The organism is Lapidilactobacillus gannanensis (assembly GCF_003946675.1).
Lineage (GTDB): Bacteria > Bacillota > Bacilli > Lactobacillales > Lactobacillaceae > Lapidilactobacillus > Lapidilactobacillus gannanensis.
Map to the genome: position 1 here is coordinate 1 of NZ_RHOT01000059.1, position 7,065 is coordinate 7,065.

Here is a 7,065-nt window from a genome sequence, read left to right on the forward strand (position 1 = left end):
GGAATGCTCCTATCTTGTTTTATTAATTATGGCACAACTGTTCAGAAATTTATGTACCAAATACTAGGATAGGAGCAGTAATGAATCGGCTGTGGTTGTGGCGAAGAACTTTAAGAAGAGTACACCACCAAACACCAATGGCAATCACGGCAATGGCCAGAAATTGCCAAATACTGGAGATGTCAATAATGTTGGCATGACACTGATTGGGATACTTTTGGTTCTTGGCTTACTAGTTTATAGCTTCTTCAAACCTTACAGACGAGAACGTCAATAAGGGCATATGTGACAAATTTCGATACTGAATACTTTTGTAGCGGGACGACTTTCCATAGTGGAAGCCGTCTTTTTTGATATTTCATTTTTATTGGATGATTTGTATCCAATAGCACAAAAAAGCGTGTCGAAAATCGACACGCTCGAAGTAATGGCGTTAACAGTAAGCTACGGGTTTCTTAAGAATTCGACGTACTTCCATCACTTCTAAACAAAGTATAACAAAACTGCTTGCTAATGAATACTTAATGACATGAAATAAACACTGTATGAGTTTGGACACTAAAAAGTTCTTCGACTTACTCGGTTGAATTTGTTTTAAGAACCCTAGGCGATTTGAATGCCAGCCTCTAAGGTGTTATCCAATTTATAGATTCGTTCAACATCAATAACCACTACGCCAGTGCGTGGAAAACGGTCAAAAATGTTAGTTTTATCTAAAATATGATTAGCAAAATCATCTGTTTCATGAATATGAGCCGTTCCCTCAAAGCGAAATCCCTGTTGAGCGCCTCTATCAGCAACCGCAACCGCCGCCAAATGGTTGTTCGAGAGATTATTATAGGCCTGCCTAAAGGTGTGCTCAAAGTAGATTAAATGTGAGTCATCTAAGACATGTAGTGAACCCTTGGGACCAACTTGAGGTTTGCCATCTTTTCCTGTTGTTGCTAGAAAGGGGAGCTGATTCTTTAACATATTTTTCATTTCTTCTGTAAGGTTTACCATTTGATTTTCTCCTATCAACGTAATACTGGCTATTTATTTACTTTTAGTAAATATATTGTTGAGATACTATTTTGTCAATCCTATGTCCCAAGATGAACATCGCAGACTAGGATCACGGAAGGTTTAAAAAGATTCCCTTGTTTTGTAAATTGGTTAAGCAAACATGTTTATATCGTTGGTCATGCTCAGGATAGATGGGTGTTGTGAGTGCAACCGGATTGAGTTGTTTGTATGCTGGGCAATGTTGACCTCGATACAGAGGATCATACCATTTCTGATCTGGATGATAACCTCGTTTTTCCATTTCACGTAACACAATACAGTGAAATTGAAATAATTTATATGGGGAATGTGCAAATACGTAATTAACGGTAGCGTGTTTCCGTCCCCATCCATTACCGCGAAGCGCCGCAATTTCACGATGCTGTCCCAATAATTGTTGTCTTGGGAGTTGCTGAATTAAATCTTGATGCCATAAACGCACGTTACGGCTTCCTTTCTTGAAAACTAGTCTTAATATTTATGCCATTTGGAGGATTACGGTACTGAACCATTTTATAATGAATCGGCTTTTCTATAAGTCTATAGAAAGTTCAGGTAATGGCATTTTCTCCAGATCGGATTGTCTAATCAATTTAATTGATTTTTTTGGTGTGTTTGATTATATTTCTTTTGCAAAGGTACAATATACCTTTTCTCTGCTGCCTTGCGAGCAGCGATGGCATCCTCCATATGAACATATACACGATTTAGGACAAGATGGCCTTGAAAGTACAGCCTTGCGACCCACTTTTGAGCAGTTTTATCCCAACTAATTCCGATAACGCCAGATTTGTTATTGGACCGTTTAAGTGTAGAAGCAACTAAATTTGTTCGATTGATTAGTTGAAAATTCTTGGGATTGCCCATGTATTTTTTAGTCTGGTTATTAGCTTTTATGTTTGATCTGCTTATTTCTGATCGGTAGCGTCAAGAATCTTATGTAAATGAAATGCCTTCGTACATATAATATGGGAGTGTCAAGAAGTTTGTGTAAATGGGAATCCCTTTCCCCTGTAAAATTAAACCATTAATCGAAAAGTGATTCTAACGTGTCTTTGACTTGACCAAAACCACGATGGCTACGATTAAAGTATTTTTCGTTGTAGCTTATGACTTGAACTCCGATAAAATTGTCTAAAGATTTTTCGTTTGGAAACTGTTCTTTGGGTTTGGTCTTGTGTTTAATTCTTTTGTTCAGTGATTCTAAGATATTGGTTGAATAAATTGTTGTTCGAATAGCAGGAGGAAAACTCAAGAAAGCTAAGAGTTCATTTTCAATGGATTTAAGTTGCTGGATCAGATTAGAATACAGTTTCTCCCAAGCACCATAAAAATCGTTTAAGATCTTGTGTGCTGCAGTTACATCGGTCGCTGAACGCAATTCTTTAAAATCATTTAAGATTGCTTCACGATCTTTTAAACGCACATGCGAACCAATTTTACGCATAACATGTACTAGGCATCTTTGGAATTTGGCTTTCGGGAAAGCGTGCAATAATGCTGGCTGCAGACCAACCATTCCATCTGCGATGATCAACTGGACTTGCTTTAATCCTCGTTGTTTAAGATCTTCTGCCATTTCTGACCAAACTCCTGCGTTTTCATTTGGAGCGATTCAATAATCAAGAATTTCTTTGATGCCGACAGGTGTAATACCTAAAGCAATATAGACTGCCTCTCTTTGAACTGAATCACGGTGCTCCTATCCTAGTATTTGGTCCATAAATTTCTGAACAGTTGTGCCATAATTAATAAAACAAGATAGGAGCATTCCAATGAAACGATATCAAGATGATTTTAAAGCCAGCATTGTGAAGATGCATCGTGAAGAGAAAAGATCTATTCGCTCGCTTTCCGAGGAATAAGGTGTTTCTCCAGCCGCAATTCATAACTGGGTTAAGAGCGCTGCGGCTTTTTTATTCAAGTGTTCGGTTTAATTTTACAATCTACCTTTTGTTGATTTTTAGTCATAAATTAAATTACTTCTCCAGGATTGTCATTTTACCGTCAATTATCTGATAAACTTTGTCTGCCATATCTTTTAACCTTAAGTCATGAGTAACTACAATAATAATTTTATTTCTTTTGTGCGCTAAATCTCTGAGTAGCTCGATTACTTTCATGGATCTATCTGTATCTAATGCGGCTGTGGGTTCATCTGCTAAAATATAGTCAGGATCAGTGTATAATGCTCTAGCAATTGCCACACGCTGCTTTTGTCCACCAGAAAGTTGATTAGGATATTTTTTTAGCAGTTCTAAAAGTCCTAAATCAGAAAGAAGCTCATGCATTTTTTGTTCAGTCAAATTTTGGTTTTTTAGTTTATCTACGAATTTAAACTGTTCTTCGACCGTTAAAAATGGGACTAAGTTATAAGATTGTAAAACAAATCCTATTTTTTCCAATCTTAATTTTGTTTGTTTTTTTTTGGACAAACTGTTAATTGTACTGTCATTTATTTTTACGTCACCATTAGTTGGTGTCTGTAGTCCGCCTGCTATAGTCAAAAATGTAGTTTTTCCTGATCCTGATGGCCCTACAACTAAAATAAGCTGACCACTTTCTGCTTCGAAATTAATATTTTCTAGTGCTACGTACTTACTACTCCCTTCACCAAAAATTTTTGTGACTGAGTCGAAAATTAGATTTGACATGCAATTAACCTCCAATAATTTTGTAAGGATCAACTTTGGCAATTTGGCGAATTGGTATCAATGCACCCAACAAGGACATAATAATAATACCGATTCCAGTTACAATAATATTACTTTTATCGATGACAATGGGTACCTCGCTGGGTAACGTAATAGCTGTTATTTCACCTAATATAATGGCTATAATAACGCCAATAACCGACATAATAAATGATTGAAATAACGTACTTAAAACAAGATATTGCGTTGAGACTCCTTGCGCCTTCAAGACACCTAAGTTGGGTAATTTTTGAACGGTCAGAATATACAAGAAAATTGAAATAACAATTAGAATAATAATATATAAAAAACCAATCATGAAGTTGAATGTGAGTTGTTGTGCACTATATCCAGGTAATTTATTAATAAATGAGCCAATGCTCAACTGATTAGTCCCTTTTGGTATTTTTGAATTATTTAACGTATTCTTGAATACCACAGCATTTGTTACACCTTTATTCAGTGATTGAATAGTGTCTGGTGAAATATAAACCACGGGAAGAGCACTTAAAGTTGCCCTGGGTGTAAAACCTGTAATTTTAATCCTCAATGATGAATTAGCAACTAACAAGTAGTCACCGATTTTGAATCCATCACTTTTGAATTTATCCGATACGACGCCGGCATTGTTTCGGATATTTTTACTACCACTTGTTATTTTCAATTTTTTAAATATGAACGATTTGGAATCAAGAGCTACTAATTGAGCATTCTCTTTTAATCCATTTTCTGATTTTACAAGTGTACTATACTGTGAAATTCTGGTTCCATTATTGGGTAAACTAGCAACCTCATCCTGTGAAAGAAAAGATTGTTGTAAACGTCCTTCAGAATCACTATTTAAGACAATACTTGAAGCATCCCACTCGTTAATTGCCGCTTTGTTTAGGTTAGCTAAACCAGTGGCTAAACCAGTAAGAATAATCAAAAGATAACTTACTAAAAATATAAGTACCACTATTAGGCTATAACGCAATTTTTCATGTAGCATCTCTTTAATAGCTAAAAACATAATGATCTCCTGTTATTAATTCTATTTATTATTAATATATCACTTAATGTGTTTTGAAAAGGTTTTGGTAGCGTCAAGAAGAGAGTGTAAAATATTTTGTGTAAATGAGTATTGAAAAAGGGAAGACCTTCCCTGTATGATTATAAGCGTCTAAACCAAATCAACGGAGGTCTTCCCCTATGAATCAGTTTAACAAAGAATTGGCAAATGTACTACTATCTCATGGTGATTTAAAAGAAGTTTTTAGAAAACAACTGCAGGATACATTAAATACGTTACTTCAAGCCGAGTTAACTTCTGTTCTAGGCTACGATCCTTATGATCGTCAAGGTTTCAACTCTGGTAACTCTCGAAATGGCCAATATTTTCGTCAAATTGATTCAGAGTATGGAAAGCTGAGTATCTGTGTCCCACGTGATCGCAAGGGCGAGTTTAAGGCTAACTTAATCCCACCTTATTCTCGAAGAGTGGATGCACTGGAAACGACGATTATACAGTTATACGAAAAAGGAATTACAACCCGAGAAATAGCTGACTTAATCGAGAAGATGTATGGAACTCATTATTCACCCACTACGATTTCCAGAGAGTGTAAAATATCTTGTGTAAATGAAATGCCTTCGTACATATAATATGTATCTAACTTAAATAAATGATGCTTCCAAGGTGTCCTGGAGTCCTTTGAACCCTCGGTGGATCCGCTTCAGAGACTTCTCGTTATAAACATTAAACTGAGAAACCAGGAAGCAATCCAGTGAATCTTCCGTTGGAAATTGTTCTTTGTGGTGGGTGGTGCGCTTGAGATGCTTATTAAAGTTCTCAATCAGGTTAGTGGAGTATAGTGATTGCCGGATAGCTGGTGGAAAGTCCATGAAAGTGAGTAAATTCGGCATTTTAAGCAGATCTTTGATTAATTTGGGATAGGTCTGATGCCAGTTGTTGGCGAAAATCGCAATTTCGAGGTGGTGACGAAAAACTTCGTCCAAATCTTGCTTTTGGGCTAGTGCAGCGATAATTTCTGTGGTAAGTTCATTCATGGGGAATGCCTCCTGTGATGTTTTCTGTGGTTACTAAATATCATAAGGGAAGGCATTCCCTATTTCTATACAATTCAGAAATATTTTATGCATTTACACAAGATATTTTACGCTCTCCTTAAAATACTCGACTGGCAAACACCGTATCAGGTTATGCTGACAAATTTGTCCAAAAATTCGGATTAAATTTGCAATCTACCGAATAGCTATGTTATACTTTTTTTAATTAAAGAAATCGTTTGAGTATCGAGAGTTCGGTTAGTGGCTACACACAATGACCCGACAGCAACGTACAAGGGAAGCCTTGCAACGTGCTTCAATGTAGATTGATATTCTCCTAAGTAAGGAACCGCTTAGTGTGAATATTAAGCGGTTTTTTTAGTGAAAAAATATTTAGGAGAATTACTATGGAATTAGACAATTCAATACAGCAAATGATAACAAAAGATTTAGTACAAAAAATGATTACTTCTATGGGTGGACAATCGAAAAGTAGTATTTCAAACATTGATTCAAAAACATTAACTGTTTTAGAACAACTTTATCGTGAGTTAAATTTTAGACCGTGCTCTTGGGCTACTTCTTTACTCCATGCAAATAGGAAAAATGATTTAATTGATGAATTAATAAGGTTGTTAGGTTATCAATCAGTGATGAGCTTTTGTAATTAAATAAAAAATAGTGCTCCTATGTCAATAAATGGCACATCTTTTTCTAAACACTCGTTCTAATTCTGTCGGAATTAAACCAACTGATGTAATTTGAGGTTCGGATTACCAAGTCCTCAAAATTGGAAAAAGTTGTTTGAAAGGCAAACTCTCTCTTCAACAATGAGTGAAAAGCTTCAATTGGCCCATTATCATAAGGATAACCTTGTTTTGAGTATGAGTGGCTAATCTGATGCCGTTCAAGTAAAGTTTCAACTTCGTTGCTGGTGTACTGTGAACCCATGTCAGAGTGAAAATATTGTGGCTTTTGATGACATTCAAGCGCCTGATTAATCGTTTCTACAACTAACGTCGCCTCCATCTGACGACCAATCTTGAAAGCAAGAACTTGATGAACCTTTGGTTCGTAAATAGAACTGAGATAAACCCAGGTTCCTGGACGTAATTCCAAATAAGTAATGTCAGCACGCCATATCCTTGCATTGGGCTGGTGCTTGATTAAATTGGGGCGTTGTGAATAATCCACATGAGTGCCAGGTTTTTTAAATCGCCGATTCATTAAAGAGTGAATCTCCATTTCCCTCATTAATCGTAAAATTCGTTTTGACCCA

Annotated in this window: 6 protein-coding genes and 5 pseudogenes; 4 read left to right on the plus strand and 7 right to left on the minus strand. The window is 36.2% G+C overall.

Annotation, left to right across the window (positions count from 1 at the left end):
* Nucleotides 1-97 precede the first annotated feature (97 nt).
* Nucleotides 98-277, plus strand: coding sequence for an LPXTG cell wall anchor domain-containing protein (locus EKM81_RS10705; RefSeq protein WP_225420249.1), 180 nt, complete (start codon nucleotides 98-100; stop codon nucleotides 275-277).
* Between the two features lie 326 nt (nucleotides 278-603).
* Here the strand turns inward: EKM81_RS10705 and EKM81_RS10710 are convergent, their stop codons facing one another.
* The 5 genes and pseudogenes from EKM81_RS10710 to EKM81_RS10735 all read right to left on the minus strand — a co-directional run bounded on the left by EKM81_RS10710 (nucleotide 604) and on the right by EKM81_RS10735 (nucleotide 4,749).
* On the minus strand, nucleotides 604-1,002 hold the full coding sequence (locus tag EKM81_RS10710) for a pyridoxamine 5'-phosphate oxidase family protein (RefSeq protein WP_125651526.1): 399 nt from the start codon (nucleotides 1,000-1,002) through the stop codon (nucleotides 604-606).
* 112 nt (nucleotides 1,003-1,114) lie between these two features.
* On the minus strand, nucleotides 1,115-1,486 hold the full coding sequence (locus EKM81_RS10715) for a TIGR02328 family protein (RefSeq protein ID WP_125651528.1): 372 nt from the start codon (nucleotides 1,484-1,486) through the stop codon (nucleotides 1,115-1,117).
* 585 nt (nucleotides 1,487-2,071) lie between these two features.
* Nucleotides 2,072-2,740: pseudogene (locus tag EKM81_RS10725) on the minus strand (IS256 family transposase); the annotation flags it as partial.
* 283 nt (nucleotides 2,741-3,023) lie between these two features.
* Nucleotides 3,024-3,698: an ABC transporter ATP-binding protein gene (locus EKM81_RS10730; protein WP_125651532.1), complete on the minus strand. Its 675-nt coding sequence runs from the start codon at nucleotides 3,696-3,698 to the stop codon at nucleotides 3,024-3,026.
* Nucleotides 3,699-3,702: 4 nt separating this feature from the next.
* Nucleotides 3,703-4,749 (minus strand): FtsX-like permease family protein, encoded by a 1,047-nt coding sequence (locus EKM81_RS10735; protein WP_125651534.1) that lies wholly within the window; start codon nucleotides 4,747-4,749, stop codon nucleotides 3,703-3,705.
* A gap of 179 nt (nucleotides 4,750-4,928) precedes the next feature.
* Here EKM81_RS10735 and EKM81_RS10740 point away from each other — a divergent pair.
* Nucleotides 4,929-5,333 (plus strand): annotated as a pseudogene (locus EKM81_RS10740) (transposase); the annotation flags it as partial.
* Nucleotides 5,334-5,393: 60 nt separating this feature from the next.
* Here the strand turns inward: EKM81_RS10740 and EKM81_RS10745 are convergent.
* Nucleotides 5,394-5,711, minus strand: a pseudogene (locus EKM81_RS10745) (transposase); the annotation flags it as partial.
* Nucleotides 5,712-5,846: 135 nt separating this feature from the next.
* Between EKM81_RS10745 and EKM81_RS11630 the strand changes: the two are divergent.
* Both EKM81_RS11630 and EKM81_RS10755 read left to right on the plus strand, forming a co-directional pair.
* Nucleotides 5,847-5,972: pseudogene (locus EKM81_RS11630) on the plus strand (IS30 family transposase); the annotation flags it as partial.
* Between the two features lie 221 nt (nucleotides 5,973-6,193).
* Nucleotides 6,194-6,457, plus strand: a complete 264-nt coding sequence (locus EKM81_RS10755; protein ID WP_125651536.1) for a hypothetical protein — start codon at nucleotides 6,194-6,196, stop codon at nucleotides 6,455-6,457.
* A 43-nt stretch (nucleotides 6,458-6,500) separates the two neighbouring features.
* Here EKM81_RS10755 and EKM81_RS10760 read toward each other — a convergent pair.
* Nucleotides 6,501-7,065, minus strand: a pseudogene (locus tag EKM81_RS10760) (IS3-like element IS1163 family transposase); the annotation flags it as partial.

Bases quoted from the DNA above. Each gene is read 5' to 3' on its own strand.
- EKM81_RS10710 (WP_125651526.1), bottom strand. From the start codon at position 1,002: ATGGTAAACCTTACAGAAGAAATGAAAAATATGTTAAAGAATCAGCTC.
- EKM81_RS10730 (WP_125651532.1), bottom strand. From the start codon at position 3,698: ATGTCAAATCTAATTTTCGACTCAGTCACAAAAATTTTTGGTGAAGGG.
- EKM81_RS10735 (WP_125651534.1), bottom strand. From the start codon at position 4,749: ATGTTTTTAGCTATTAAAGAGATGCTACATGAAAAATTGCGTTATAGC.
- EKM81_RS10755 (WP_125651536.1), top strand. From the start codon at position 6,194: ATGGAATTAGACAATTCAATACAGCAAATGATAACAAAAGATTTAGTA.